Origin of the sequence: Virgibacillus kekensis, from assembly GCF_042654125.1 — a bacterium.
GTDB classification, from domain to species: Bacteria; Bacillota; Bacilli; order Bacillales; family Amphibacillaceae; genus Lentibacillus; species Lentibacillus kekensis.
Genome location: NZ_JBHSFU010000003.1, coordinates 324302 through 350412 on the forward strand (window position 1 = coordinate 324302; position 26111 = coordinate 350412).

Below are 26111 nucleotides of genomic sequence, written 5' to 3' on the forward strand. Positions count from 1 at the left end.
ATGAAGAGAATCTTCTTCCAGCCCTTTTCATTTGGCGATTATTTAAATTTTATAATTGATTCAGTAGAAGGAGTGAAAATACTTGGAATATGCTGTAGAAATGCTGAACATTCGTAAGGAGTTCCCTGGCATTGTAGCAAATGATGACATAACCATTCAGGTTAGAAAACAAGAAATCCATGCATTATTGGGGGAGAACGGTGCTGGAAAATCGACATTGATGAATGTTCTCTTCGGGTTGTACCAGCCTGAAAAGGGAGAAATCCGTGTCGATGGAAAAAAAGTGAAAATCACCGATCCTAACAAAGCGAACGACCTGGGTATAGGAATGGTCCATCAGCACTTTATGCTAGTAGATACATATACAGTTACTCAGAACATAATTTTAGGCAGTGAACCAACGAAATACGGAAAAATAAATCTGAAAGAAGCCGAAAAGGAAATTAAAGAACTATCCGATAAGTATGGACTGAATGTAGATCCAACTGCAAAAATTCGTGATATATCAGTAGGAATGCAGCAACGGGTGGAAATATTGAAAACGCTCTATCGTGGAGCAGATGTACTTATTCTGGACGAACCGACTGCTGTTTTGACCCCGCAGGAGATTAAAGAACTGATAGAAATTATGAATTCTCTTATCAGGGAAGGTAAATCTATTATCCTGATTACCCATAAATTGAAAGAAATCATGCAGGTTTGCGATCGCTGTACTGTTATCCGTAAAGGAAAAGGGATAGATACAGTGGATGTTGCGAATACAAATGTAACTGAGCTGGCGTCTTTAATGGTAGGGAGAGAAGTAAGTTTCAAGATTGATAAAGAAGAGGCGAAACCGGGAGAGAACGTGTTATCTATTCAAAACCTCAATGTAGAAGACTCAAGGAAAGTCAATATCGTAAAGAACCTTAATCTTGATGTCCGTGCAGGTGAGATAGTCGGTATTGCAGGAGTGGACGGTAATGGCCAAACCGAACTGATTGAGGCAATAACCGGATTAAGAAAAGCCCAGTCTGGATCGATTCAAGTTTCCGGTAAGAATATAACAAACTTTAAACCTCGTAAAGTAACTGAGTCAGGGGTTGGGCATATCCCCCAAGACAGACATAAATATGGCCTTGTACTTGATTTTCCTATTGGAGAAAATATGGTTTTGCAAACCTATTATAAAAAACCATACTCCAGAAACAAAATCCTGAATTATGGAGAAATCTATAAAAAGGCAAAAGCACTTATTGATGAATATGATGTTCGTACACCGAGCGAGTATACAAAGGCAAGAGCGCTCTCCGGTGGGAATCAGCAAAAGGCAATTATTGCCCGTGAGGTTGATCGTTCACCGGACCTTTTGATTGCGGCTCAGCCAACCAGGGGACTTGACGTAGGAGCGATTGAATTTATTCATAAGAAACTCATCGAGGAACGCAATAAAGGAAAAGCTGTCCTGCTGGTTTCTTTTGAATTGGACGAGATTATGGATGTCAGTGACCGGATAGCCGTAATGTTCGATGGTCAGATAGTGGCTGACATCAAGCCTGCTGAAACAAATGAACAGGAGCTTGGTCTTTTGATGGCGGGCAGTAACAAAGGCGAGGCAGGTGGCAGTGAATGATGTCCAATAGATTATTTAATATATTAATACCTATTATTTCTGTTTTGCTTGGTTTGATTGCCGGAGCAATTATCATGCTGGCTTCAGGATATAACCCGATACTAGGCTATTCCGCTCTGTGGTCAGGGGCTTTTGGAGACTTATACTTTTTTGGGGAGACAGTTCGTCAAGTCACTCCATATATTTTAACCGGTTTGGCAGTTGCTTTCGCGTTCCGTTCAGGTTTATTCAATATCGGTGCTGAAGGACAGGTGATCGTTGGCTGGCTTGCTTCTGTTTGGGTCGGACTTGCTTTCGATGCACCAATGTATATACATCTTCCGCTTGCAATAATCGCAGCAGCACTTGCAGGCGCCGTGTGGGGATTCATTCCGGGTATTTTAAAAGCTAAATTAGGCGTGCATGAGGTAATTGTAACAATCATGATGAACTATATTGCGCTTTTCGTAACAAATGCTCTTATACGTAACGTATTAACAGATCACATGGATTCAACAGAAACGGTTGCTGGTTCAGCTTCATTGGCATCCGAATGGCTTCAGGGGTTAACTGGTTTTTCCAGAATGCACTACGGAATTTTAATTGCTTTGTTTGCAGCTATCATAATGTGGTTTATTATCCAGCGTACTTCTACGGGATATGAACTTAAGTCAGTAGGTTTTAATGAGCATGCATCTAAATACGCAGGTATGAATGTAAGCAAAAATATTGTCCTTTCCATGGTTATTGCCGGTTCGTTCGCAGGTTTGGCTGGTGCAATGGAAGGTCTTGGAACATACCAGTCCATATCTGCAATGTCCGGGTTTACCAACCTTGGTTTTGACGGAATCGCCGTAGCCCTGCTTGGTGCGAATACTGCGATTGGTGTAGTTCTTGCCGCAATCCTGTTTGGTGCCTTAAAAGTTGGAGCAATTAACATGCCGACAGTGGCAGGTGTTCCGACTGAACTCGTAGATATAATTATTGCATTGATAATCTTCTTTGTTGCATCTAGCTATATTATCAGATGGGCAATACTTCGCTTTAAAAAGGAGGAGAAATAAATGGGGCTTGTAGATCTGTTACAATCAATAATTCCGCCCGCACTTTTCTTTTCAGCACCTTTGATATTTACAGCGCTTGGTGGAGTATTCAGTGAACGTTCAGGTGTAGTTAATATCGGCCTGGAAGGTCTGATGATCATGGGTGCATTTGTCGGTATTGTCTTTAATCTGACATTTGACGAAATGCTGGGTGCATGGACACCATGGATATCCATTATTGTGGCTATGGTTGTTTCGGCTATTTTCTCGATTATTCATGCAGTTGCATCTGTTTCTTTCCGTGCTGATCAGGTGGTGAGTGGTGTTGCGATAAACTTCCTTGCCCTTGGCCTGGGTGTATTTCTGACCAAGCAGTGGTATGGAAAAGGGCAGACAGATATGGTGAATGAACCATTCTATACTAACGATATCTTTCTGTTAAGTGAAATTCCGGTTCTTGGTCCAATATTCTTTCAAGATGTTTATATTACTTCGTATGTAGCGATTGCACTGGCATTCATCGCTTGGTATGTGCTTTATAAAACTCCGTTTGGCATGCGGTTGCGGGCAGTCGGGGAGCACCCGATGGCAGCTGATACTAATGGAATTAATGTTTACAAAATGCGTTATGTAGCAGTAATACTGTCTGGTGCATTCGGGGGTCTTGGCGGATCTGTATTTGCGCTTACAATCGCCTTGAACTTCTCGCACGCGACCATTGTAGGTCAGGGCTTTATGTCCCTTGCAGCGGTTATTTTCGGGAAGTGGCATCCACTTGGTGCAATGGGAGCAGCTCTCTTCTTTGGCTTTGCCCAAAGTCTAAGTGTTATCAGTGCAGGTGTTCCATTTCTTGAAGATGTTCCACAGGTCTTCTTGCTGATCGCTCCTTATGTACTGACAATACTTGCACTTGCTGGTTTTATCGGCCGTGCAGAAGCACCGAAGGCAAATGGTGTACCATATATAAAAGGAAGTAGATAATAAGCAAAAAGACACTTTAAATCTTTAAATAAACCGGGTTGCTGTTATATCAATAGCAACCTGGTTTTTTTTTCGATAAAATAACAGTAATAAGCGTACACTATTAGTTAGTAAAAACATCTAGTCCGGGAGGTTCATTAATGGATACACCACTTGAACGAATTATAGAGAATGATGGTGTTAACCTGCATGTAGTACCAAGCAGGAAATTTAAAACGATTACATTTACCGCTAAATTCAAAGCTCCTTTGTCGAGAAACACCATCACAAAAAGGGCATTGCTGCCATATGTTCTTCAGCAGGGAACTGAATCATATCCAAGCAGAAGTTCGGTACAGTTGAAGCTTGATAGTCTCTATGGAGCTGTTCTGTCCATAAACGGTTCCAAAAAAGGCAATCATCACATTCTTACAATCCGCCTGGAGGTAGCCAATCAGAAGTATATTCCGGATGCGGACGGAATAATGGATGAAGCCATATCACTGTTGAAGGAAGTTATTTTTCATCCGGTATCTGAAAATAATGCATTTAAAGAGTCAGTTATAAACCGTGAAAAGGACACATTGAAACAAAAAATCGATTCCGTGATCGATGATAAAATGAGTTATGCAAATATGCGACTAATCGATGAAATGTGTGCCGATGAAGCGTATAAACTTCATGTGCAGGGATACAAGGAAGACTTTGATGGCATAACGGCATCCAACCTATTCAGCTATTACCAGTCACTTTTAAAAGAAGACCAGCTCGATTTTTACGTACTCGGTGATATAGACGCAGATGAAGTTACAGAAAAAGTGAAAGGTGTCTTCCAGGGACAGACCGCAGTAAAAGACAAACAGGAAAATACGGAGTCCAAGAAACAGATGGAGCAGCCAAACATTGTAACCGAGAAGCAGCAACTTCAGCAGGCAAAACTGCATTTTGGTTATCGTACCAATGTTACTTATCGTGATGATGAATACTATGCACTGCAAGTGTTCAATGGGTTGTTTGGCGGATTTCCGAGCTCCAAACTTTTTATTAATGTCCGTGAAAAAAACAGTCTTGCCTACTATGCAGCATCCAGAATTGAAAGTCATAAAGGGCTGTTGTTTGTTTTCAGCGGAATTGCACCTGAAGATTATGAGAAAGCAAAGGAAATAATTGAGCAGCAGATGGATGCAATGTGTGAAGGTGATTTTACAGAAGGTGATATCGCAAATACAAAAGAATTAATTACCAACCAATTGCTTGAAACGATGGATAATTCGCAGGGAATTGTTGAAATGCTTTACCAGCAGGTTGCTGGAGAAACGGAACGTTCTCCACAAGAGCTGATAGATGGGATAAAAGGGGTCTCAAAGCAGGAAGTAGTTAATGTTGCACGGAAAATCACCCTCGACACAATCTACCTGCTGACTAAAGAAGGGGGCGGCCAAAATGAATAAGCTTCAGTATGAGAATCTTGGTGAAGTTGTTTATGAAAACAAACTACCAAATGGATTGAATGTATACCTTCTGCCCAGACCGGAAATGGCAAAGACCTATGGAATCTTTTCAACCAATTATGGATCAATCGATCAGACGTTTGTACCAGTGGATGGATCTGAAAAGGTTACTGTGCCTGAAGGGATTGCACACTTTTTAGAGCACAAGTTATTTGAAAAAGAAGACCGGGATGTTTTCGCGGATTTTGGTAAGCAGGGTGCATCCGCAAATGCTTATACCTCATTTACGAAAACAGCGTATTTATTTGCGGCAACAAATCATATTGAAAAGAATGTGGAAACACTTATTGATTTTGTGCAGGAGCCTTATTTCTCGGAAAAATCAGTGGAAAAAGAAAAGGGAATCATCGCACAAGAAATCGAAATGTATAATGACCAGCCAGACTGGCAATCATTCATGGGCACTTTAAAGAGTATGTTCCATAATCACCCCGTGAAAATTGACATCGCAGGCACAGTGGACTCAATCAGTGCCATTACAAAAGATGATTTATATACCTGCTATAACACATTTTATCATCCTGAAAATATGACTCTTTTCATCGCCGGTAACTTTGACCCGGAAAACATGATGAATCTGATAGAGAAGAATCAGGCTTCCAAGGATTTTACTAAGGTTGATGAAATTAACAGGGAGTACCCTGATGAACCCGCGGGTGTAGCACAAAAAGAAAACTCAATCAAAATGCCGGTATCTGTCCCGAAATGTACTGTCGGGATTAAAGAGTCATCATCACCTCTCTCTGGGGATCGTTTTCTGGAAAAAGATTTACTACAGGGAATGGTCATTGATTTCTTTTTCTCTAAAGGGGGAACTTTCTATCAAGAACTATACGAAGAGCAGTTAATCGATGACAGCTTTTATTTTGAGACCAACCTAGAGAAAAACTTCGGTTACTCGTTTATCGGTGGAAATACAGATCGTCCTGATCAGTTTGCTGATAAGGTAAAAGAACTTTTACGCTCTGCTGGAAATCGAACGTTTACGGACGAAGAGGTGGACCGGATGAAGAAAAAGAAAATTGGACAGCTGCTAAGGGCCATGAATTCCCTCGAATTTACCGCCAGTAAGTTTATCCATTACAATACGGTTGGTGTAGACTTGTTTAAAATCATTCCGTCAATCCAGTCGCTGACAACAGATAAGGTTAACAGCTTTGTGGGAAATTGGATCGAGGAAGACCGGATTGCTGTATGTAAAATTGTAAAAGAATAAGGGGATCTTATGGGGAAAAATATCTTGATTATCGGGGCAAGTGGTGATATCGGCGCAGCAATAGCAAGATCACTGGCCGAGCAAGGATATCAGCTTTTACTGCATTATAATCAGAACCGCTCGGCTATTGCCGAATATGCAGCAGGGCTTCCTGAAGAGACGGTACTCTCCGTTATGCAGGCCGACCTGAGCAGTGAATCTGGAGTAAGACATCTGTTGTCTAAAATCGCCTTCCCGGTTGATGCGATCATTTTTGCAGGAGGACGGGCATATTTTAGTCTTTTTCAAGATACTTCAGAGGGAGTAATGAATGAAATGCTTAACCTTCATGTCAAAGCTCCCTGGCTTATTACGAAGGAGCTGCTTCCTTCTATGTTACAAAAAAAGCAGGGTAAAATTATTTTTATAACGTCCATTTGGGGCGAGACAGGTGCAAGTAATGAGGTGGTATACTCATCCGTAAAAGGCGCTCAGAACAGTTTTGTCAAAGCACTTGCTAAAGAGGTCGCTCCCTCAGGTGTTTCGGTGAACGCCGTTAGTCCCGGGTTTATTGACACCAAAATGAACCATCACCTTAACCCTGAAGAGGTAATACGGATTACTGATGAAATTCCGGCAAACCGGGCCGGTAAAGCGGAGGAAGTTGCTAATATGGTAAACTTTCTGATCAGTGACAAAGCTAGCTATATTCAGGGAGAAGTAATCAATGTTACTGGTGGATGGTCGTAAAAACAAATGTATATTCCGGCTAAAAAATCAAACACTAAACATGTAAAAAAATTGAAGGAGGCAGATTTGCATGTCCGTTCTGGATAATTTTGATACTTGGAAGGATTTTTTAGCCAATAGACTGCAGCAGGCCCAGTCAGAAGGTATGAGCCAGCAGACCATAAATAACATGGCATATGAGGTCGGCGATTACTTAGCAAAGAGTACAGACGCAAAAAATAACGAAGAAGCTGTGCTGCGTGAACTGTGGAATGCCGCATCCAACGATGAGAGACACGCTCTGGCGAATGCGATGGTTAAACTTGTACAGAATCAGGGAACACAGTAAAAATATTTAAAAATAGAGAAGCTGACGGGAACCATGGTCTGCTTCTCTATTTTTTATGAAAGGATAATATTTCCGAATATCATGACAATCTTCTTTTCACAAACTGAAAAATCCTTTATTATAGTTATAAAGATTGATTGCAATAATATGTTTGTTTCGTTACCATAAACTAGAGTATGAATATATATTAAAGGGGCTTATTATGGAAAAAACAGAATGGTACCTTGAATATGAAATCCAAGACAATCGTCCTGGGTTGCTGGGTGACATTTCTTCCCTGCTAGGAATGCTGTCGATAAACATTATAACCATTAACGGTGTTGAAAACTCAAGACGGGGTATGTTGCTGCTTGCAAGAGAGGATGAACAGATTACCCGTTTAAAGTCTATTTTACAGACAATGGACACGATTAAGTTAACAAAAGTTCGTAAGCCCAAGCTGCGAGATAAACTTGCTGTACGGCATGGGCGTTATATACACAGTGATGTAGATGACCGAAAAACCTTTCGTTTTGTCCGTGATGAACTTGGATTGCTGGTTGACTTCATGGCAGAACTATTTAAAAAAGAAGGACATAAATTAATTGGAATTCGCGGTATGCCACGAGTGGGGAAAACAGAATCAGTTGTGGCGGCCAGTGTATGTGCCAATAAACGCTGGCTGTTTGTCTCGAGTACGTTGTTAAAACAAACCATCCGAAACCAACTGATCCGCGATGAATACAATACGAAGAACCTTTATATTATTGATGGTATCGTATCAACACGCCGTGCCAACGAGAGACATTGGCAGTTAATCCGGGAAATAATGCAGATTCCAGCTATTAAAGTTGTGGAACACCCGGATATGTTTGTGCAATCGACTGAGTACAAACTTAACGATTTCGACTACATCATTGAACTGCGAAGTGACGAAGATGAAGAAATTACATACGAGACTGTCGAAAATAATCCATTTAATCAGGATGATGGGTTTTCGATGTTTGACTTTTAACAGACAAGAAAGGGTAAAAACGTTCTTTTCTGCATAAGTGCAACTAAGCTATTCGTCGGAAGGCATAGCGAATCGAAAGTTTTCTAAAAATTGGATGGTGGTAATTATGGAAATAGGCACACGGCTTAAAGAGGCCAGAGAATCAAAGAACTTATCATTGGAAACTTTACAGGAAAAGACGAAAATACAGAAAAGATACCTTGAGGCAATCGAACAAGGAAATTTCAAGGTTCTGCCCGGTAAATTTTATGCACGTGCGTTTATTAAGGAATATGCTACAGCAGTGGGGCTTGACCCGAATGAGCTGCTGGAAGAATATAAAGAAGAAATTCCTCAATCTGAAGAAGAGGAGACTACACAATACACAAGGATACCTCGGTCAAGAAGGAACAACAATCCTACTAAAAATACAGCAGTATTTTCCTTCATTCCAACCCTGATCGTTATCCTGCTGGTAATTGGTATTCTTTTTGCCGCTTATTATTTTTATCAGCAGACTGCCACTGATAGTGGGGTAGAACCTGTTGACCGACCGGAAGATAATGAGGTAATCCGTTCGAATGAGGAGGAATCAGATGGAACAGCGTCCGGGGATGACACAGAGCAGGAGACAGGAACAGATTCTGGAGATGCCACTGATGAACAAAACAATGATACGGAAACAGAAGAACCTGCTGAGCCAGAGGAACCTGAACCAAAGCTTTCGCTAGTTGAAACCGGGACAGGCGCAAGTCCTCGCTCCACTTATAATCTCGAGAATGCAGGAGAAGAAGTTAAGGTTGTTCTGGAACCAACTGGTAAATCCTGGGTTGCGGTAGAAAACGGCAGCGGGAAGACACTCTATACCGGTACACTTAGCTCTGAGGATCAACCCATGGAAGTGGATGTAACTGGTCAGGATCGTATAATGCTTAATGTGGGCCATGCTCCGGGACTGAATTTAAAAGTCAATGGAGTTAAGGTAGAGTATCCGATTAACCCTGAAGATAGCGACCACCAGTATTTATGGATTAATATTAAAAGCCAAAGTGAACAAGACTAACCAGAATTGATTTTAACCCTTCCCATTTATTGAGGAAGGGTTTTATACCGTAGGAGGACACTATAATGAACATACCAAATAAGATTACGATCTCTCGAATTTTACTCATACCTGTTTTTATCATCTTGCTTAGTATTCCATTTGATTGGGGAGAATGGGACATTGGAAATGCGGTATTACCTGTTTCTCATTTTGTCGCTGCACTCCTATTTATATTCGCCTCTGCTACTGACTGGGTGGATGGCTATTATGCGCGAAAGTATAATCTTGTAACTAATCTAGGGAAGTTTCTTGACCCGCTCGCCGATAAATTGCTTGTAGCAGCAGCGTTAATTTTGCTGGTTGATTTCGGTATGGCACCAGCCTGGGTTGTAATTGTTATTATCAGCCGTGAATTCGCAATTACGGGACTCCGCCTGGTCGCAGCAGGTGAAGGACTGGTTTTGGCCGCGGGCAGCATGGGGAAATTGAAAACAGCAAGTCAGATGATTGCCATTGCCGCTCTATTGCTTCATAACTTTCCATTCTCATATATCGGACTTCCGTTTGGAACAATCATGCTTTATATAGCTTTATTCTTCACTGTTCTATCCGGATACGACTATTTCGTTAAAAATTGGCATGTAATGAGGGATTCTAAGTAATGAAACAAACAAGAGCTGAGATTGTTGCAGTTGGTACGGAATTATTGCTGGGTCAGATTTCTAATACAAATGCCCAATGGATGTCAACAAAACTTGCAGATGTAGGGATGGATGTATTTTATCACTCAGTCGTGGGTGACAACCTTGAACGTGTGTACGAGCAGTTCAGATTATCTTCCAGTAGATCTGATGTAATACTGGTGACAGGTGGACTCGGTCCGACCGAAGATGATTTGACTCGGGAAGCCTTTCAGAAGCTTGCGGGTTATAAGATGGTTGAACATCAGCCCTCCATGCAAAAAATCGAAGCGTTCTACAAAGAAAGAAATGCGGTGATGACGGAAAACAACCGAAAACAAGCCCGTGTATTTGAAGGTGCAGTTGTAATCGAAAATAATGTGGGCATGGCACCTGGTATGATAGTTTCCCATCAGGGAAAAACATGGATTTTCATGCCTGGTGTACCACGTGAAATGAAACAGATGATGAATGATTCTGTTCTTCCACACCTGCAGAACTTGACGGGGGAGCAGCACGTTATTGAATCAACCATGCTTAAGTTCAGTGGAATTGGGGAATCCACTCTGGAAGATACTTTATCTGAACTCATTCAAACGCAAAGCAATCCAACCATTGCCCCACTTGCACAGGAAGATGGCGTGGCGATACGGCTAACAGCAAAAGCGGCGACCAGGGACGAGGCCCGGTCATTGTTAATTGGAACCAAGAAGCAAATTCTCGATAAAGCCGGTGACCATTACTTTGGCAGTGATGAAGAAACGCTGGAGCAGCTGGTCGTTAAATTGCTTAAGGAGAAAGGAAAGACAATTGCCGCTGCTGAAAGCCTAACTGGCGGCTTATTTACCGAAAGACTGATTTCAGTACCAGGCGCATCGGATGTATGTCGTGGTGGTGTGGTTTGCTATGATATCTCGGTAAAAGAAGACCTGCTGAAAGTCCCGGGAGACATTCTAAAGGAGAATGGCACAGTGAGTGAGGAATGTGCCTCCTCAATGGCAGAGAATATCTCCGGTGTTCTGGGTTCTGATTTAGGGATAAGTTTTACGGGTGTCGCTGGTCCTGACCAGGTTGAGGGACACCCGGCTGGTACAGTTTATATTGCTATATACTCAGGTTCCGATCGGATTACCAGTGAAAAGTTCTTTTTTCAGGGTAATCGGCAGTTAATCCGGAAACGGACTGTTATAAAAGGTCTCGAACTTTTATATAAGTATCTGAAAAAGTAAATTCTGGTAGACAGGATTGTCCTTAATAAATTTATTAGACTTTTTATTTTTTTAAAAAAGAGATTTTATTGTAAAAACAGGTGCGAAAATAGGGGAACATTTATTCGATTTTTACTTGGCAAATCGTTAAAAACCATGTATTATAGATATAGATGAATAAAGGAGGTAAGCTCGTTGAGTGATAGAAAACAAGCTTTAGATATGGCGTTAAGACAGATTGAAAAACAATTTGGTAAAGGTTCCGTTATGAAACTTGGTGAACAGGCTGAACAGAAAATTGCTACCATTCCAAGTGGTTCACTAGCATTGGATGTAGCGTTAGGAATAGGTGGATATCCACGCGGACGCGTGGTGGAGATATATGGACCGGAATCTTCTGGTAAAACTACGGTTGCCCTGCATGCAATCGCAGAGGCACAGCGAAAAGGTGGACAGGCTGCTTTTATTGATGCAGAGCATGCACTTGATCCGACATATGCCCGTGCATTGGGTGTTGATACAGATGAGCTGCTTCTTTCACAACCTGATACAGGTGAACAGGCATTGGAAATCGCTGAAGCACTTGTACGCAGTGGTGCGGTTGATATTATTGTTGTAGACTCTGTTGCTGCGCTGGTACCAAAAGCTGAAATCGAAGGCGAAATGGGAGATTCCCATGTGGGGCTGCAGGCACGTTTGATGTCCCAAGCGCTGCGTAAGCTGTCAGGATCAATTAATAAATCAAAGACAACAGCAATATTTATTAACCAGGTCCGTGAGAAAATCGGTGTTATGTTTGGTAACCCGGAAACAACTCCTGGCGGTCGTGCTCTTAAATTCTATTCTTCTATCAGACTTGAAGTGCGTCGTGCAGAGACGCTTAAACAGGGTAATGATATGGTAGGTAACAAAGCCCGCCTCAAGGTTGTAAAAAACAAGGTCGCACCACCATTTAAGCAAGCTGAGGTTGATATCATGTATGGTGAAGGGATCTCTAAAGAAGGCGAAATTATTGATATCGGATCCGATCTTGATATCGTCCAGAAGAGTGGTTCCTGGTATTCTTATAATGGTGAACGACTGGGACAGGGTCGTGAAAACGCTAAACAATTCATGAAAGAAAATGAAGATGTAATGAACGAGATCCATGGTGTAATCCGTAAACACTATAACCTGGACGCCACCCCTGATGAAGATACAGCGGAAGAAGAAACAGAAGGCCAGGGCAGTCTCGACGTTTAATCTAAGTATTCAAAACTTATAAAAACAATGAATGACTGTACACTGTATGTATAGCCCCCTTGCCGGTCATAATGGCAATGGGGGCTTTTTGTAATTTGACAGATAAATTGTTACGATTCCTTGACATTGGTAATATAGACAATTAAAATTAAGTTGTATAATTTTATATTTTTATTATACACCCTTAATTATTCTTTATTGACTTTTGTACATGCCGACAATAATGAATTGTACAACTTTATAGCAATAGGAGGTGAAATCATGGACAGTCCCTTAATCATCTCCATTTTGCTTGCCTTTATCCTAATCGTCGGTATTGTTGTTGGTTATCTGATTCGTAAATCTATTGCAGAGGCTAAAATCTCCAGTGCGGAGACTTTGGCTAAACAAATAGTAGATGAAGCACATCGAAATGCAGAGGCCGCTAAGAAAGAGGCCCTTCTTGAAGCGAAGGATGAGAATCATAAACTTCGTCAGGAGGCAGAAGAAGACATACGTGAACGTCGCAGTGAACTTCAGAAACAAGAAAACCGCCTGATGCACAAAGAAGAAAATCTGGACAGAAAAAGTGAAACGCTGGATAAGCGAGAACTCTTGTTAGAGAAGAAGGAATATTCACTAACAGAAAAACAACAACAAATTGAAGAAATGGAAAGCAAAGTGGAAGCTATGATTCAAGAGCAGCAAACTGAGCTGGAACGCATTTCAGGATATACTACTGACCAGGCTAGACAGATTATTTTAGAACGAATCGAACAAGAGGTTAGTCATGAATCGGCACTTATGATAAAAGAAGCTGAGAATCGGGCGAAGGAAGAAGCCGATAAAAAGGCAAAAAGTATTCTTTCACTGGCATTACAGCGCTGTGCTGCAGACCACGTTGCTGAAACTACAGTATCTGTTGTTAACCTTCCAAATGATGAAATGAAAGGGCGTATTATCGGTCGTGAAGGCCGGAATATCCGCACTCTCGAAACCCTCACCGGTATTGACTTAATTATAGATGATACCCCTGAGGCAGTCATTCTGTCAGGATTTGATCCAATCCGCCGGGAAACCGCCCGGATGGCACTGGAGAAACTTGTACAGGATGGAAGGATCCACCCGGCACGGATTGAAGAAATGGTGGATAAATCAAGACGTGAGGTTGACGAATATATCCGTGAGGTTGGTGAAGAAACAACTTTTGAGGTAGGAGTACATGGACTGCATCCTGATTTAGTCAAGATACTTGGACGTCTAAAATATCGTACAAGCTATGGTCAGAATGTATTAAAACATTCTACAGAAGTAGCATATCTCTCAGGATTGCTTGCAGCAGAATTAGGTGAAGATGAGACACTTGCCAGACGGGCTGGTCTTCTGCATGATATCGGTAAAGCGATTGATCATGAAGTGGAAGGTAGCCACGTGGAAATTGGTAAAGAACTCGGAATCAAGTATAAGGAACACGAAGTTGTTATCAATGCGATAGCTTCTCACCACGGTGATGAAGAAGCCACTTCAGTTATCTCCGTTCTAGTTGCTGCAGCTGATGCTTTATCTGCTGCCCGGCCTGGAGCTCGTAGCGAGACGTTGGAGAACTACATTAAGCGTCTGGAGAAACTGGAAGAAATCTCTGAATCATTTACCGGAGTTGAAAAGTCATTTGCTATTCAGGCTGGCAGAGAAATCAGAATTATGGTCAAACCTGATGAAATCGATGACGTGGATTCTGTACGAATTGCCCGGGATATACGAAAACGGATTGAAGGCGAACTGGATTATCCAGGCCACATAAAAGTTACTGTTATCCGGGAAACCCGTGCAGTAGAATATGCTAAGTAATAAAGATAAAAGCGGCCTGAATGGCCGCTTTTATGTGTTTTTTGACAAACAAAATTTAACTGTGAAACACTATTACTACATAAAAAGATAGGATGATGTTATATGAAAATTTTATTTATCGGCGATATTGCCGGGTCTCCTGGAAGAGATATGATAAAAGAATATTTACCAAAACTTAAAGGAAAATACCGTCCAAATGTGACGATTGTTAATGGCGAGAATGCTGCTTCCGGTAAAGGAATTACGGAAAAGATTTATAAGCAGTTGCTTGAGTGGGGCGCTGACGTTGTCACAATGGGTAATCATACGTGGGATAAGAAAGAAATTTTTGAGTTCATTGATCAAGCCAAAAAAATGATTCGACCTGCTAACTTTCCAGAAGGCACGCCTGGAAAAGGGATTGTTTTCGTAAATATAAATGGAGTAGAAGTAGCTGTAATCAATATGCAGGGACGGACTTTTCTGCCGGCCATAGATGATCCTTTCCGCAAAATGGATGAACTGGTAACGGAGGCCAAAAAACGAACCAACATAATTTTCGTTGATTTTCATGGTGAAGCGACAAGTGAGAAGCAAGCGATGGGGTGGTATCTGGATGGAAAGGTGAGTGCTGTTGTCGGCACACATACACATACCCAGACTGCAGATGAACGCATTTTACCTGAAGGCACAGCATATATTACAGATGCAGGGATGACAGGACCTTATGATTCCATTCTTGGAGTTGAGAAAGAGGCAGTACTAAAAAAATTCCTGACAAGCCTTCCAGTACGTTTCGAAATTGACACAACGGGTAGAAAACAATTAAATGGTGTATTAGTCTCGATTGATAATAAAACTGGAAGCGCTGTAAATATTGAACGTATTTTAATTAACGATGACCATCCATTCTTTAGTTGATTATTTGAATGTTTAGAATTATTGATGCATAATAAGGTAATAAGCTAACATCTCCAAGAATATAGTAGATACAGAACTACAATAGTAAATGAAGGAGGTACTAGTAATGGACGTATTAAAAGTTTCAGCAAAATCAAATCCAAACTCAGTAGCAGGTGCACTTGCAAACGTACTCAGAGAACGTGGCTCAGCGGAGATACAGGCGATCGGTGCTGGTGCATTGAACCAGTCGGTCAAGGCAGTAGCTATTGCACGCGGGTTTGTAGCACCCAGTGGAGTTGACCTGATTTGTATTCCAGCTTTTACCGATATTATGATTGATGATGAAGAACGAACAGCAATTAAATTGATTATAGAACCTAGATAACACAGTCTACAGACTGATTTTGTAGTGTTGCGGAATAGCGCAACACTATTTTTGTATTTTCAAAGCTAATAAAACTATACAGAAAACAGTAGTTTGAACATCTAATTTTAATAATAATGGTCTTAGTGCGGTTTTTTCTGAAGGGCAAGATATCTCATGTATTGTTAATTTTGCTTATACCTATTATACTATAATAATGGAGTCACTATGGGGTAAGATCGAGTATGATTTGTACTTTAGCGATAAAGTTTTTAAATACATTATTATATGTAAGAAAGGAGTCTCATAATGAACGAGAAACAACGGAAAGAGCAATCGCAAATCCGGCAGGCAGATACCGCGGACAGAAAATCCGGTCAGGATAAGCCCCTGCACGAAAAGACAAGCGCAGACTTTGCAAAATATTTTGAGACCACATATGAACCGCCAAACCTGAATAAGGCAAGGAAGCGCGGCCGTGACGAGGTCGAGGTTCACTATGATTTTGGAATTCCGGAAGATATGCAGAGTATTGGTAAAGGGAAAAAGTTCCTGATTCGTACATATGGATGCCAAATGAACGAACACGATACAGAAGTAATGGCAGGCATTCTGAGTGAAATGGGCTATGAGTCAACCTCGGATACCCAAGATGCTGACATTATTCTGCTCAACACCTGTGCAATCAGAGAAAACGCAGAAAATAAGGTTTTTGGGGAAATCGGTCATTTGAAGCCACTTAAACTGGAAAAACCTGATTTGATTTTAGGCGTATGTGGCTGTATGTCACAGGAAGAATCGGTTGTTAATCGAATTCTAAAAAAACACCCTCAAGTAGATCTGATTTTTGGTACGCACAATATTCATCGCCTCCCGCATCTTGTGAAAGAAGCGATGTTCGGTAAAGAAAAAATTGTGGAAGTATGGTCCAAAGAGGGCGATATTATTGAAAATCTGCCTAAGGCAAGAAAAGGCAAAATCAAAGCCTGGGTTAATATTATGTATGGTTGCGATAAATTCTGCACATATTGTATCGTGCCGATGACTCGTGGTAAAGAGCGAAGCCGCCGTCCTGAAGATATCATTCAGGAAGTCCGTCACCTGGCCGCTCAAGGCTACAAAGAAATTACCTTGCTCGGCCAGAACGTAAACGCGTACGGAAAAGATTTCACAGACCAATCATTCGGACTTGGAGATTTAATGAATGAGATTCATAAAATCGATATACCGAGAGTACGCTTTACCACTTCTCATCCAAGAGACTTTGATGATCGTCTTATTGAAGTACTCGCACAGGGCGGAAACCTGCTGGATCACATCCATTTGCCAGTACAATCCGGAAGCAGCGAAGTATTAAAAAAAATGAACCGGAAATATACACGTGAAGAGTATTTGGAATTAGTACGCAAAATCCGTACTGCTATGCCGAATGCTACCTTGACCACCGATATCATAGTTGGATTTCCAAATGAAACAGATGAGCAGTTTGAAGAAACTATGACCCTTGTGGAAGAAGTAGGATTTGAAGCAGCGTATACATTTATTTATTCGCCACGTGAAGGTACACCGGCTGCCCGTAAGAAAGACGACGTACCTGAAGAAGTGAAGAAGCAGCGTCTCTACCGTCTGAATGAACTTGTAAACAAGCAATCCGCCGAATCCATGAAAAAGTATAAGGACAAAACAGTAAAAGTTCTGGTGGAAGGCGAAAGTAAAAAGGACCCTGATGTCCTGGCAGGCTATACAGAAAGAAATAAGCTGGTTAACTTCAAAGGACCAAAATCTTCTATTGGTAAAATAGTTGATGTTAAGATTACAGAAGCTAAAACTTGGTCCTTGGATGGTATAATGGCAGAAAATACAGTTGAGGTGAATTAAAAATGGCTGAATACACACGACAGCAGGTGCTGGAAGAAGCACACAATTTAGCAAAAATGCTCGCAAACACAGATGAAATCGATCGTTTTAAACAGGTCGAAGCAAAGATAAATGATAATAAAAAAGTTCAGAAGCTGATTACCAAAATAAAGACTCTGCAAAAGCAGGCAGTTAACTTCCAGGCGTATGGTAAAACTGAGGCACTTAAAAAAGTTGAAACAGAAATTGACCGACTTCAGGAAGAAATCGATGAGATTCCTGTTGTACAGGAGTTTAAAGAGATTCAAATTGAGGTTAACGATGTTCTTCAGCTTGTTTCCGGTACCATTGCCCGGGAAGTAACCAATAATGTTATCACTTCCACAGGTGGAGATATCTTATCTGGAGAAACAGGTTCCAAGATCAAGAACAACCCACCATCTGCATGTGGACATTAAACCTTATATCAAAAGCCGGGCAGTAAAATAATACTGCCCGGCTTTTCTGTATCCGCTGGGATAGAGCTATCTCTCCCTTAAAAGATAACCTCCTTAATTTTCTTTCGGTCAAAGGTATGCACTTTAGGTATTTGTCTTGCATAAAATGACTATGAAAAAAGAGGAGGTAAACGAAATTATGAGTTTTCTTGACCAGGAATACAGAGAAATCATTACGAAAGCCGTTTGTGGTAAAGGAAGAAAGTTCACGCAGGCTACTCACAACATCTCGCCATCACATAGACCTTCAAGTATACTCGGTTGCTGGGTCATAAACCATCTTTATAATGCGAAAAAGAAGTCAGAAGATACAGTGGAAGTTAATGGAAGCTATGACATTAACATCTGGTATTCCTATAATGACAATACAAAGACAGAAGTGGTAACTGAACGTGTAACATACTGTGATTATATTCCACTGTCCGTTATGGATGATAACTGCTTGAGCGACGACTGTGATGTAATTGCTAAAGTAATCCAGCAGCCAAACTGCCTGGAATGCGAAATCGCAAACCAAGGTAACAAAATTGCTGTTGAAATAGAACGCGAATTCGTTGTTCAGATTATTGGCGATACGAAAGTCTATGTAAAGGTGGATCCAAAAGGTTATAAATTTGATGACGATGATGATTGGGGCTTTGACATCACCGACGATGAGCTTAGCGACGTGAAGCCTGATTTCCTTAATGATCAAAGTTCCGACTAGAAGACTTACGAGGGGTAATTCTCTCGTAAGTTTTTTTGTTCGCAGGTAAGAAAGTATAAATACTTTTTTACTGCATAAGTGCAACTAAGGCTTTCTCTATTAAAGCTTGGCGATAAGCCAAGTTTTCTAATGACTATTTTAGCTTTTTAACCTTCGTATTAGATAAAAAAGGCGAAGTAACTCGTAGCTTCGCTCCGGAAATACATTCCGCTTTCACCGCTCCGGGTGCAAGTACGACATCTGCTCATACTTTCGCAGTGTCTCCTTTGCCGCCGGGCAACGCTTCAACTCCCTCGGAAGAAAACCACTTCCTGCGGGATTTTCAGCTGTTGCTTCGACGAACAGGACGTTCTAGTACCGGCGTTGGCCACAGGACGTGGCCGGTTTTAGCCGGTGACCCGCAGGAGTCTCCATGTATTTCCGTTGCCGGATTGAGGTTGATTAGTACTTATTTAGGCCCTCTTAATCTTATCAAACTACAAAAGCCTATTAGCGCAGGCAGAATGCGTAGACTCCTGGGGAACAGCACGAGTCCGAAGACACCGCAGCGCAAACAAGGGAAGGCCGACTAAAACCGTCCTTGGCGGACAACGTCGGCATACCCCTTGCCGGGGCAAGGAGGCTGAGGCCGTGCCCCCGGCAAAGGAAACACTGTGAAAGCCTTGCTTGAACAGATGTTGACCTTGCACCCACGAGTGGTGAAAGCGAAGTATTCTGACGTAGCGGGAGGTACGGCAATTACTTCGCATTTTATACTTTTGCAGCCACTGACTAATTCGCTTCAAATCGACCGTTTGTGCTATAATTATACAATATATTCGTATGTTTTCTGGGGGATTGACAATGACAAAATACACACCAATGATGGAACAGTATTTAAAAATAAAAGCTCAACATAAAGACGCCTTTTTATTTTTCAGACTGGGTGACTTTTATGAAATGTTTTTTGATGACGCCATAAACGCTGCACGGGAATTGGAGATAACACTTACAAAACGGGATGCCGGGCAAAAGGAACCCATTCCAATGTGCGGAGTTCCCTACCATTCCGCAGCCAACTACATAAAAAACCTGATAGAGAAAGGTTATAAAATAGCAATCTGTGAACAGGTTGAAGACCCTAAAACAGCTAAAGGAGTAGTAAAACGAGAAGTAGTTCAGCTAATCACACCAGGAACGGTTATGGAAAGTAATATGCTGAACGAGCACGACCATAATTATCTTGCCAGCCTGTCACACTTCGAGGATGGCTCATATGCAGTGGTCTATAATGATTTATCGATAGGAGAGAACAGCATTGCTCTGATTGATCAAGGGTGGGAAGCTGTCATCCATGAACTGTATAACCAGCCCGTTAAAGAGATAGTAGTGGCCTCTGATTTGCCTGACAACCTGCAGGAAGATTTACGCGAAAAACTTCAGGTAACTTTATCCTACCAGGATGAAATTACTTTTAACGCTGAATATCGTGATCTCTGTGACAGCTTAAACGATGAACGTCTGGTTACTGCATTCAGTCGGTTACTTAACTATATACAGCATACACAAAAGCGATCACTTGATCACCTTCAACCTGCCCGGATTATCAAACTGGATTATCATCTATCACTCGATATGTACTCGAAGCGTAACCTGGAGCTTACGGAAACAATGCTTAAAAAAGGAAAACAGGGGAGTCTGCTCTGGGTGCTTGACCAGACGGTAACTGCAATGGGATCAAGAATGCTGAAAAAATGGCTGGAGCGTCCATTATTAAACCGCAATCTTATTGAGCGACGACAGGATATCGTGGAAGGTTTTTATCATGGATTTATGGAGCGTGATTCGCTACGGGAAATTCTTAAGTCGGTATATGATCTGGAGCGACTGGCAGGCCGAGTAGCATACGGAAATGTGAATGCACGGGATCTTACCCAGTTAAAAGAGTCGCTAAAAAAAATCCCATCTGTTAAAGCCACATTAAAGCAATTTGGACGCGAGAATATCGACGACCTCAGTGATAAACTCACATACCCTGAATCTATCATTTCGATATTGGACGACAGTTTAATAGAGGATCCTCCTGTCTCGATCAGAGAGGGATCCATAATCAAAGATGGCTATAATACCACCCTGGATTCTTATCGTGAGGCTTCCAGAAACGGCAAGCAATGGATTACTGAACTGGAACACAAAGAGAAACAGGAAACAAATATAAAATCATTGAAAATAGGTTATAACCGGGTGTTCGGTTATTATATCGAAGTTACAAAAGCGAATTTGCACTTACTGCCCGAAGGCCGATACGAACGTAAACAGACACTTACTAATGCAGAGCGATATATAACACCTGAACTTAAGGAAAAAGAACGGCTGATTCTGGAAGCAGAAGAGAAAAGTGTTGATCTGGAATATAGTCTATTCCTGGAGATAAGGGAGCAGGTTAAGGAATACATTCCGGAAATTCAACGGCTTGCAGATGTCGTCAGTGAAATCGACGTTCTTCAGGGATTTGCTGCGGTGAGTGAGAAAAATAATTATACCAGGCCACGATTCGTTGATGACCGCCTGTCAATAAAAAATGGACGGCATCCCGTCATCGAGGAAGTTATGAAAGAAGGAACATTTGTACCTAACGATATTCTTCTTGATCAGGACACAGATATCCTTCTAATTACGGGACCGAATATGTCCGGGAAAAGTACGTATATGCGCCAGCTTGCCCTTACAGTCATAATGGGACAGATTGGATGTTTCGTCCCTTGCGATGAGGCAGAACTTACTTTATTTGACCAGATTTTTACCCGGATTGGTGCAGCTGATGATCTGGTCTCAGGTCAGAGTACATTTATGGTGGAAATGCTTGAAGCCAACCATGCAATATCCAATGCAACGGATAAAAGTCTTATACTGCTGGATGAAATCGGACGCGGGACAAGCACTTATGACGGGATGGCTCTGGCACAATCAATCATTGAGTATATACACGATAATATTCATGCAAAAACACTGTTCTCCACGCATTACCATGAACTAACCGAACTTGAAGACTCGCTCGAAAAAGTAAAAAATATACATGTGCGCGCCGAGGAATATGAAGGAAATGTTGTATTTCTTCACCAGATAAAAGAAGGGGCTGCCGATGAAAGTTATGGCATTCATGTAGCAAAACTTGCGAATCTGCCACAGTCGCTTATTGATCGTGCCAGCTCTATATTGAATCAGTTGGAAAGCAGTGAAAAAAAGGAAATCTCCACTGAATATAAGACTGATGGCCAACTATCGTTTTTTGCCGAAGAACAGTCAGAGCCGGCCCCTGCTGAAAAGGATATTGATAAATCCATCAAGAAGCAGCTGAAAAATCTGGATTTGTTTGACATGACTCCCATGGATGCAATGAATGAGCTATACCGGTTGCAGAAAGAAGCAAAGAAGTAAGGGAGGGATTCCATGACTATATACCAAATGCCGGACGCACTTGCAAACAAAATAGCTGCCGGAGAAGTAGTCGAACGACCGGCTTCAGTGGTGAAAGAACTGACGGAGAATAGTATTGATGCCAAAAGCACCTGGATTAAGATCGAATTGGAAGAAGCTGGTCTCCAGCGAATTAAGATAACAGATAACGGTGATGGGATGGCTGAAGAAGACTGTGAACGGGCTTTTCTGCGCCATGCCACAAGTAAAATAAAAAATGAAACGGACTTATTTCATGTAAGGACGCTTGGGTTCCGTGGAGAGGCACTTGCGAGTATCGCAGCTGTCAGCAGACTGACTGTCAAGACATCACAAGGGGAAGAGGCAGGTACCCGTCTCTCCATGGAAGGCGGGAATGTAAAAGAACGGGCAAAAAGTGATGCACGTAAAGGAACAGAAATTACAGTAGAAGACCTTTTTTACAATACACCTGCCCGCCTGAAGTATATGAAAACCATTCATACTGAACTGGGACATATCACAGATTTACTGAACAGACTTGCATTGTCGCATCCAGAAATCCGATTTGAGGCTGTTCATAATGGAAAATCGCTTTTCAAAACTACCGGTACTGGAGATATGAGACAGGTTATAGGTCACGTGTATGGTATAGGTGTGGCAAAGAAAATGCTGCCAATTAAACATGAAACCCTTGATTTTTCAATCGAAGGATATATCGCCAAACCTGAGGTAACACGTGCTTCACGGAATTATATCTCCACTATTATCAATGGAAGGTATATCAAAAGTATTCCGTTATCCCAGGCGATTGTACGAGGGTACCATACACTGCTGCCAATCGGTCGGTTTCCAATTGTTGTGTTGTCCATAAAAATGGATCCAATCCTCGTTGATGTAAATGTCCACCCGACGAAATTGGAAGTGCGTTTCAGTAAGGATAAAGAACTTTTTAATGCGATTGAAGATACTATCCGTTCGAAGTTCCGCGGGACAAGCTTAATACCTGAGATGGAACAAAAGAAACCCTCCTCACAAAAGTCCGTGCAGGGTTCCATTCAATTTGGTGAGCGGGAACAGTTTTCTTCCTTAACAAATGACCAAAACCACCAGATAAAAGAAACCGTCTATAGTGAGGAAATCCATCAGAGTAATGCATCTGCCCCTGAAGAGGAAATACAGGCAGCTATTTCAACGGATTTACAGCAAGGGACCACGTTGGATTCTTCGTCAATTGAATTGCAACAGCAACAGCAAGAAGAGCCCTCTGTCCAAGGGAAAGAGCGTATTCCGACCATGTACCCAATCGGCCAGTTGCATGGCACCTATATTCTTGCCCAGAATGAAAACGGATTATATATGGTTGATCAGCATGCAGCACAGGAGCGGATCAAATATGAATTTTTTAAGGAAAAGCTTGGTAAAACCATTAACGAATTACAGGAGCTGTTAATTCCACTGACTTTTGAATTCTCCAGGCAGGAGGCCATCTTTATTGAACATCATAAGGAAGAGTTGGAGAAAGTAGGGCTGTTTTTTGAACAATTCGGGAATCAGACTTATATTATCCGCTCCCATCCAAGCTGGTTTCCTAAAGGTTTGGAGGAAGAAATAATCCGTGAAATGATAGAACAGATTATGAATGAAGAAAAAATTGATGTCGGTATAATACGAGAAGATGCGGCTATACTGATGTCCTGTAAACGGTCCATTAAAGCGAATCATTATCTGAATCAGGAGGATATGTTCAGGCTTTTGGAAGATCTTCGTAATAGTACGGACCCTTTTACTTGTCCGCACGGAAGGCCAATTATTGTCCATTTCTCCTCCTATGAACTGGAGAAAATGTTTAAACGAGTAATGTAAACTTCTTTATGCAGCAAATCGCCTCCGTTCTATTTGGGACAGGGCTTTTGTAATCATTAAGGAGTATTCCGATAATATTTTTTGGGGAATGGTAAAGGATAACGACTGAATAGGAGGGAACTTGAATGGATAAACACAAAAGAGAAACAATCGAAAGCGCCAAAAAAGTAGGCGATAAAACGTTTGATACCAACGATTACAACAGCAGTGATCAGACTGATCAAGGGACAGCTATCACACATGAACAGGCCACCGATGATTACACAGAAGGTACAATTGACGGGAAAATAGACAAACTGGGGAAAAACGGCCAGCTAGAAAATTCAGAGGGTGAATCAATCAGACGGAAAGGCTTTGATGAATAAAAGGTAAACTCTTTTGGACATTCGCCGGACAATAATATGCCGGCAAGTGTCCATTTGTTTATGTATAAAGGAAACAGTTAAGGTAAAACCTAAGAAAAAACTGTCGAGGTGCGAACACTATGGATAATCAAAAACTGATTAACTTTTTAAATCAGCTTCTCTCCAACTATTTTGTGATTTACGTCAAACTGCACAGGTACCACTGGTTTGTACAAGGAAAACATTTTTACCAGCTTCACAAATTGTTTGAAGAAATGTACAATCAAAAAGCTGAAGAAGCAGATGAGATTGCAGAACGAATATTAATGATTGATGGAAAACCTCTGGCAACTATGGTTAAATACATAAAAGAGACAACTTTGGAGGAAGCGACTGCTGATGATAAGGAAGAAGAGATGATCAGACAACTAATCAGCGATTATAAGCAAATTGTTGAAGAGATTAAAAAGACAGGAGTTCCGGAAGCATCAGAGCGAAATGATGAACCTACAGTTGACTTACTTAATTCATTGCAGAGCAAACTGGAAAAAGATCTTTGGATGTTGCATGCATATATAGCGTATGAATAACCATATATAGGGGAATGATGATGAAAAAAACTGTTGTAGCTGTGGTTGGTCCAACTGCTGTCGGGAAAACCAGGCTTAGTGTAGAAATAGCCAAGAAATTTCAGGGAGAGGTAATTAGCGGCGATTCAATGCAGGTATATAAAGGACTTGATATCGGTACTGCTAAAGTAACTGAAAAAGAGAAACAGGGAATTCCTCATTACATGATTGATATAAAGGAACCTGCTGAGTCTTTCTCTGCTGCTGAATTCAAGCAGCGGGTTCAGCATTATATTGATCAAATTGAGTCGCATCAAAATTTACCGGTGATAGCCGGGGGCAGTGGTTTATACATACAATCGGCTTTATATAATTATAATTTCTCCACCCAGCAGCGAAGTGATAAAGTAACCGTAGAACTTGAAAAAGAGCTGGAATTAAAAGGGGCTGCCGTTCTCCACAATAGATTGAGGGAGATCGACCCGACGCAGGCAGAAAAGATTCATCCGAATAATCATAGGCGGTTAATCCGTGCGCTTGAAATCTATCAGACAACCGGAATGACAATGACAGAATTTCAGAAAAGGCAAAGTGCTGACTCACCGTATAATCTTATTTTCATAGGATTGGAGATGGACCGCGATTTGTTGTACAGTCGTATTAATCAGCGGGTGGACAGCATGTTGAAACAGGGTTTGCTTAAAGAAGTAAAATCTTTGTACAACAAAGGCTACGAAAATTGCCAGTCGATGAGGGGGATTGGCTACAAAGAATTTATCCCCTACATCAGGGGTGAACAGACCCTAGAAGAGTCAGTCGAAATTCTGAAACGCAATTCTCGTCGGTTTGCAAAACGACAATATACTTGGTTTAAAAATAAGCTTAAGGTAGACTGGTATACCCTCACTCCAGAGACTGCCGAAGAAAAATTTGAAATGATTTTAACAGATTTAGCAGGAAAGTTGAAAGATATATAGAAGTAATTATATTACAGATAGAAAAGAGGAGGAAATTTCATGGCGCAATCGGTAAATATTCAGGACCAGTACCTAAACCAACTGAGGAAGGAACACATTTCAGTTACCGTATTCCTAACAAATGGATTTCAACTAAGGGGAGTAGTGAAGGCATTCGATAATTTCACTGTGTTATTGGAAACAGATGGTAAGCAACAGCTGATTTTCAAGCATGCCATCTCTACATTTGCACCATCTAAAAATGTAACACTAGATAAAGAATAAACAATTAAACGGACGTGA

The 26111-nt window shown here is 41.4% G+C and carries 24 protein-coding genes; all 24 read left to right on the plus strand.

Annotation, left to right across the window (positions count from 1 at the left end; all coding sequences use genetic code 11):
- The first annotated feature begins 82 nt into the window (after window positions 1-82).
- The 24 genes from ACFO3D_RS03015 to hfq all read left to right on the plus strand — a co-directional run bounded on the left by ACFO3D_RS03015 (window position 83) and on the right by hfq (window position 26093).
- A complete protein-coding gene (locus ACFO3D_RS03015; RefSeq protein ID WP_390293122.1) occupies window positions 83-1612 on the plus strand; it encodes an ABC transporter ATP-binding protein in 1530 nt (509 codons plus the stop codon).
- Complete coding sequence (locus ACFO3D_RS03020) at window positions 1609-2655, plus strand: ABC transporter permease (RefSeq protein WP_390293123.1); 1047 nt, start codon at window positions 1609-1611, stop codon at window positions 2653-2655. The genes ACFO3D_RS03015 and ACFO3D_RS03020 overlap by 4 nt, the downstream gene beginning before the upstream one ends.
- Window positions 2656-3615: an ABC transporter permease gene (locus ACFO3D_RS03025; RefSeq protein ID WP_390293124.1), complete on the plus strand. Its 960-nt coding sequence runs from the start codon at window positions 2656-2658 to the stop codon at window positions 3613-3615. It abuts the gene before it with no gap.
- Window positions 3616-3755: 140 nt separating this feature from the next.
- A complete protein-coding gene (yfmF, locus tag ACFO3D_RS03030; RefSeq protein WP_390293125.1) occupies window positions 3756-5045 on the plus strand; it encodes an EF-P 5-aminopentanol modification-associated protein YfmF in 1290 nt (429 codons plus the stop codon).
- Window positions 5038-6321 (plus strand): EF-P 5-aminopentanol modification-associated protein YfmH, encoded by a 1284-nt coding sequence (gene yfmH / locus ACFO3D_RS03035; protein ID WP_390293126.1) that lies wholly within the window; start codon window positions 5038-5040, stop codon window positions 6319-6321. Before yfmF ends, yfmH begins: the two co-directional genes overlap by 8 nt.
- Before the next feature lie 9 nt (window positions 6322-6330).
- On the plus strand, window positions 6331-7050 hold the full coding sequence (gene ymfI, locus ACFO3D_RS03040) for an elongation factor P 5-aminopentanone reductase (protein ID WP_390293127.1): 720 nt from the start codon (window positions 6331-6333) through the stop codon (window positions 7048-7050).
- Window positions 7051-7120: 70 nt separating this feature from the next.
- Window positions 7121-7378, plus strand: coding sequence for a DUF3243 domain-containing protein (locus tag ACFO3D_RS03045; protein WP_390293128.1), 258 nt, complete (start codon window positions 7121-7123; stop codon window positions 7376-7378).
- 202 nt (window positions 7379-7580) lie between these two features.
- Entirely contained in the window at window positions 7581-8372 is a 792-nt protein-coding gene (locus tag ACFO3D_RS03050; protein WP_390293129.1) for a DUF3388 domain-containing protein, read from the plus strand.
- Between the two features lie 106 nt (window positions 8373-8478).
- Window positions 8479-9414 carry a helix-turn-helix domain-containing protein gene (locus ACFO3D_RS03055; RefSeq protein WP_390293130.1) on the plus strand — a complete coding sequence of 312 codons (936 nt, stop codon included), beginning with the start codon at window positions 8479-8481 and terminating at the stop codon, window positions 9412-9414.
- Between the two features lie 65 nt (window positions 9415-9479).
- Window positions 9480-10058 (plus strand): CDP-diacylglycerol--glycerol-3-phosphate 3-phosphatidyltransferase, encoded by a 579-nt coding sequence (gene pgsA / locus ACFO3D_RS03060; protein WP_390293131.1) that lies wholly within the window; start codon window positions 9480-9482, stop codon window positions 10056-10058.
- Entirely contained in the window at window positions 10058-11305 is a 1248-nt protein-coding gene (locus ACFO3D_RS03065; RefSeq protein ID WP_390293132.1) for a competence/damage-inducible protein A, read from the plus strand. Before pgsA ends, ACFO3D_RS03065 begins: the two co-directional genes overlap by 1 nt.
- A gap of 174 nt (window positions 11306-11479) precedes the next feature.
- Window positions 11480-12526: a recombinase RecA gene (recA, locus tag ACFO3D_RS03070; RefSeq protein WP_390293133.1), complete on the plus strand. Its 1047-nt coding sequence runs from the start codon at window positions 11480-11482 to the stop codon at window positions 12524-12526.
- A gap of 261 nt (window positions 12527-12787) precedes the next feature.
- Window positions 12788-14353, plus strand: coding sequence for a ribonuclease Y (rny, locus tag ACFO3D_RS03075; RefSeq protein ID WP_390293134.1), 1566 nt, complete (start codon window positions 12788-12790; stop codon window positions 14351-14353).
- Window positions 14354-14455: 102 nt separating this feature from the next.
- The gene (locus tag ACFO3D_RS03080) at window positions 14456-15253 is read left to right on the plus strand and encodes a TIGR00282 family metallophosphoesterase (protein ID WP_390293135.1); all 798 of its coding nucleotides are present in this window, start codon (window positions 14456-14458) and stop codon (window positions 15251-15253) included.
- A 106-nt stretch (window positions 15254-15359) separates the two neighbouring features.
- Window positions 15360-15620, plus strand: a complete 261-nt coding sequence (locus tag ACFO3D_RS03085; protein ID WP_390293136.1) for a stage V sporulation protein S — start codon at window positions 15360-15362, stop codon at window positions 15618-15620.
- A 288-nt stretch (window positions 15621-15908) separates the two neighbouring features.
- Window positions 15909-17477 (plus strand): tRNA (N6-isopentenyl adenosine(37)-C2)-methylthiotransferase MiaB, encoded by a 1569-nt coding sequence (miaB, locus tag ACFO3D_RS03090; RefSeq protein WP_390293137.1) that lies wholly within the window; start codon window positions 15909-15911, stop codon window positions 17475-17477.
- A 2-nt stretch (window positions 17478-17479) separates the two neighbouring features.
- Window positions 17480-17914 (plus strand): YlbF/YmcA family competence regulator, encoded by a 435-nt coding sequence (locus tag ACFO3D_RS03095; RefSeq protein WP_390293138.1) that lies wholly within the window; start codon window positions 17480-17482, stop codon window positions 17912-17914.
- Between the two features lie 178 nt (window positions 17915-18092).
- A complete protein-coding gene (gene cotE / locus ACFO3D_RS03100; protein WP_390293139.1) occupies window positions 18093-18659 on the plus strand; it encodes an outer spore coat protein CotE in 567 nt (188 codons plus the stop codon).
- Between the two features lie 843 nt (window positions 18660-19502).
- Window positions 19503-22076: a DNA mismatch repair protein MutS gene (gene mutS, locus ACFO3D_RS03105; RefSeq protein WP_390293140.1), complete on the plus strand. Its 2574-nt coding sequence runs from the start codon at window positions 19503-19505 to the stop codon at window positions 22074-22076.
- A gap of 12 nt (window positions 22077-22088) precedes the next feature.
- Window positions 22089-23939 (plus strand): DNA mismatch repair endonuclease MutL, encoded by a 1851-nt coding sequence (gene mutL, locus ACFO3D_RS03110; RefSeq protein WP_390293141.1) that lies wholly within the window; start codon window positions 22089-22091, stop codon window positions 23937-23939.
- Window positions 23940-24064: 125 nt separating this feature from the next.
- Window positions 24065-24304 carry a YozQ family protein gene (locus ACFO3D_RS03115; RefSeq protein WP_390293143.1) on the plus strand — a complete coding sequence of 80 codons (240 nt, stop codon included), beginning with the start codon at window positions 24065-24067 and terminating at the stop codon, window positions 24302-24304.
- Between the two features lie 119 nt (window positions 24305-24423).
- On the plus strand, window positions 24424-24873 hold the full coding sequence (locus ACFO3D_RS03120) for a Dps family protein (RefSeq protein WP_390293144.1): 450 nt from the start codon (window positions 24424-24426) through the stop codon (window positions 24871-24873).
- Between the two features lie 20 nt (window positions 24874-24893).
- Window positions 24894-25829 (plus strand): tRNA (adenosine(37)-N6)-dimethylallyltransferase MiaA, encoded by a 936-nt coding sequence (gene miaA / locus ACFO3D_RS03125; protein ID WP_390293146.1) that lies wholly within the window; start codon window positions 24894-24896, stop codon window positions 25827-25829.
- 39 nt (window positions 25830-25868) lie between these two features.
- The gene (gene hfq, locus ACFO3D_RS03130) at window positions 25869-26093 is read left to right on the plus strand and encodes an RNA chaperone Hfq (RefSeq protein ID WP_390293147.1); all 225 of its coding nucleotides are present in this window, start codon (window positions 25869-25871) and stop codon (window positions 26091-26093) included.
- Window positions 26094-26111: the final 18 nt, after the last annotated feature.

Coding starts and splice junctions, on each gene's coding strand:
- ACFO3D_RS03020 (WP_390293123.1), top strand. CDS start 1,609: ATGATGTCCAATAGATTATTTAATATATTAATACCTATTATTTCTGTT.
- ACFO3D_RS03025 (WP_390293124.1), top strand. CDS start 2,656: ATGGGGCTTGTAGATCTGTTACAATCAATAATTCCGCCCGCACTTTTC.
- yfmF (WP_390293125.1), top strand. CDS start 3,756: ATGGATACACCACTTGAACGAATTATAGAGAATGATGGTGTTAACCTG.
- yfmH (WP_390293126.1), top strand. CDS start 5,038: ATGAATAAGCTTCAGTATGAGAATCTTGGTGAAGTTGTTTATGAAAAC.
- ymfI (WP_390293127.1), top strand. CDS start 6,331: ATGGGGAAAAATATCTTGATTATCGGGGCAAGTGGTGATATCGGCGCA.
- ACFO3D_RS03045 (WP_390293128.1), top strand. CDS start 7,121: ATGTCCGTTCTGGATAATTTTGATACTTGGAAGGATTTTTTAGCCAAT.
- ACFO3D_RS03050 (WP_390293129.1), top strand. CDS start 7,581: ATGGAAAAAACAGAATGGTACCTTGAATATGAAATCCAAGACAATCGT.
- ACFO3D_RS03055 (WP_390293130.1), top strand. CDS start 8,479: ATGGAAATAGGCACACGGCTTAAAGAGGCCAGAGAATCAAAGAACTTA.
- pgsA (WP_390293131.1), top strand. CDS start 9,480: ATGAACATACCAAATAAGATTACGATCTCTCGAATTTTACTCATACCT.
- ACFO3D_RS03065 (WP_390293132.1), top strand. CDS start 10,058: ATGAAACAAACAAGAGCTGAGATTGTTGCAGTTGGTACGGAATTATTG.
- rny (WP_390293134.1), top strand. CDS start 12,788: ATGGACAGTCCCTTAATCATCTCCATTTTGCTTGCCTTTATCCTAATC.
- ACFO3D_RS03080 (WP_390293135.1), top strand. CDS start 14,456: ATGAAAATTTTATTTATCGGCGATATTGCCGGGTCTCCTGGAAGAGAT.
- ACFO3D_RS03085 (WP_390293136.1), top strand. CDS start 15,360: ATGGACGTATTAAAAGTTTCAGCAAAATCAAATCCAAACTCAGTAGCA.
- miaB (WP_390293137.1), top strand. CDS start 15,909: ATGAACGAGAAACAACGGAAAGAGCAATCGCAAATCCGGCAGGCAGAT.
- ACFO3D_RS03095 (WP_390293138.1), top strand. CDS start 17,480: ATGGCTGAATACACACGACAGCAGGTGCTGGAAGAAGCACACAATTTA.
- cotE (WP_390293139.1), top strand. CDS start 18,093: ATGAGTTTTCTTGACCAGGAATACAGAGAAATCATTACGAAAGCCGTT.
- mutS (WP_390293140.1), top strand. CDS start 19,503: ATGACAAAATACACACCAATGATGGAACAGTATTTAAAAATAAAAGCT.
- mutL (WP_390293141.1), top strand. CDS start 22,089: ATGACTATATACCAAATGCCGGACGCACTTGCAAACAAAATAGCTGCC.
- ACFO3D_RS03115 (WP_390293143.1), top strand. CDS start 24,065: ATGGATAAACACAAAAGAGAAACAATCGAAAGCGCCAAAAAAGTAGGC.
- ACFO3D_RS03120 (WP_390293144.1), top strand. CDS start 24,424: ATGGATAATCAAAAACTGATTAACTTTTTAAATCAGCTTCTCTCCAAC.
- miaA (WP_390293146.1), top strand. CDS start 24,894: ATGAAAAAAACTGTTGTAGCTGTGGTTGGTCCAACTGCTGTCGGGAAA.
- hfq (WP_390293147.1), top strand. CDS start 25,869: ATGGCGCAATCGGTAAATATTCAGGACCAGTACCTAAACCAACTGAGG.